Below are 1,657 nucleotides of genomic sequence, written 5' to 3'. Positions count from 1 at the left end.
CGAATCACTCTTGAACAGTTTGTTATGCGTAATTTTTGACGCACTTTGTCATTGCTGTTTCCGAGACTGACAAACCATCGATTCGATATTGATCGTTGAACTCTCCAACAACATTGAACCCTGATTTTAAGTAGAGGTTCTTTGCTGGAAAATTCTCTGATAATACACAAAGATCCAGCCAGTCAATTTCAGCTTTTTCTTGGCAGAAACTTATCACAGCATCAATGAGTCTTTGACCAATACCTTGCTTCCTACAAGAAACATGTACACCCATACCGAGTAGAACTCGATGAGAACGGCTTTCATCATTGTAGTGGCGAAGATCAATATGACCTTTGATACTTCCATACGTGTCTTTTACAACCCATAGCTTTCTCCAACCTACATCGCCAAACTCATGGGAAAAACCTTGGATAAACTTTTCTTTTGTTGCTTCTGGAACTTCACTTTGCTCTCTGGACATTGGCTGAAAAAGAGGAACTTCGCCATTACCATTTTCAGACAGCTGATGTTCAAGATACGCAAAGAATGAAACTAAATCCGATTTATCCGCTTCTACAACTTCCATCTAATATTCTGTACTCCATCAATTACGCATAACGCCCGCTTAAGTGGTGAGCAACGCAATACGATGTTTCTGCAAACTACCTAAATCACTAAAATCAACGCATGGTGAAAATGCCACGCGTTGCGAATCCGTCTTAAAGCGTTTGTTAGGCATTTTTTAACTTGTCTGCGTATTCATAGCCAGAATGTGTAACTCTGAACACTTGACCTTTGTGACCAACAGCTTCTACAAACCCTTCGATGAGTAAGCTGTTTAAAGCAGCTTCCCAACGAGCAATTTCTCTTGCTGAACCGTCGGTATGCATCTGCTTACCATTCGTTTGCATTGAACTACCATTGAGATACGAAACTTTTAATATATTCCCGTTCCTGTCATTTGAGGCTTCTACTAGCAATTCTTGAGCATCGCTACTTAATTGATTGACGACAGTTTCAGGAAGACCGCCAAACAAATCTAAAAGTACAGGCTCAACTTTTTGGAAACCTACGAAGGGATCTTGTTTGTTGGCTCTACGAACTAAGGCATCATTGATGATAACTGCGAAAGCGTCTAGAGTTTCATAAGGAGCAACAAGCCCCTTATCAAAACACTCTTTTTTAAACGCCATTAGTTTTTGATATTGCTCGGGATCAACTGACCCCATCTGTACTGGCTGATCTGAGAAGCAGATCATCGCAGGTTTCCCCTTATCTATATGCTCTTTTATTTCCTCTAATGTACCACTTTCATGATCACCAGTTGGTGTACCAATTCGTGTCCAGAACATACCAATTAGAAAGTCAGCGTCTTTTAATATTTGCTTGTTTAAAATACCTTGAGCACGGTCACCCATTGCAGAGTAAGAATGCGACTCCCAACCTATAGCCTGTAGCATCACTCCAGTTTCTTCTGAGTGTAAGTCATTCCACTTTTGAATTACTTCACGAGCTATTTGCCTTTCTTTAGCAACATCACTTGGAGACGCTAAAAATATTTTATATACGTTTGCTGTATACATTGATTATTCTCTCCGGACTTTAAAATGCCTAACGCCCTGCTAAGGGGTGAGCAACGCAATACCAATGCTACCGCAAACCACCTTAATCACTA

At 40.4% G+C, this 1,657-nt stretch carries 2 protein-coding genes; both read right to left on the bottom strand.

The window, feature by feature from the left end; translation table 11 throughout:
- Positions 1-22: 22 nt before the first annotated feature.
- A complete protein-coding gene (locus tag VHA02S_RS24695; RefSeq protein WP_038864150.1) occupies positions 23-568 on the bottom strand; it encodes a GNAT family N-acetyltransferase in 546 nt (181 codons plus the stop codon).
- Between the two features lie 145 nt (positions 569-713).
- A complete protein-coding gene (locus VHA02S_RS24690) occupies positions 714-1,565 on the bottom strand; it encodes a DUF4062 domain-containing protein (protein ID WP_038899533.1) in 852 nt (283 codons plus the stop codon).
- Positions 1,566-1,657 lie beyond the last annotated feature (92 nt).

This window comes from Vibrio harveyi NBRC 15634 = ATCC 14126 = KCTC 12724 (assembly GCF_001591145.1).
GTDB classification, from domain to species: domain Bacteria; phylum Pseudomonadota; class Gammaproteobacteria; order Enterobacterales; family Vibrionaceae; genus Vibrio; species Vibrio harveyi.
The sequence above is the reverse complement of the archived record's forward strand: the minus strand, read 5'-3'. Positions and strand labels throughout refer to the sequence as shown.

Coding starts and splice junctions, on each gene's coding strand:
- VHA02S_RS24695 (WP_038864150.1), bottom strand. CDS start 568: ATGGAAGTTGTAGAAGCGGATAAATCGGATTTAGTTTCATTCTTTGCG.
- VHA02S_RS24690 (WP_038899533.1), bottom strand. CDS start 1,565: ATGTATACAGCAAACGTATATAAAATATTTTTAGCGTCTCCAAGTGAT.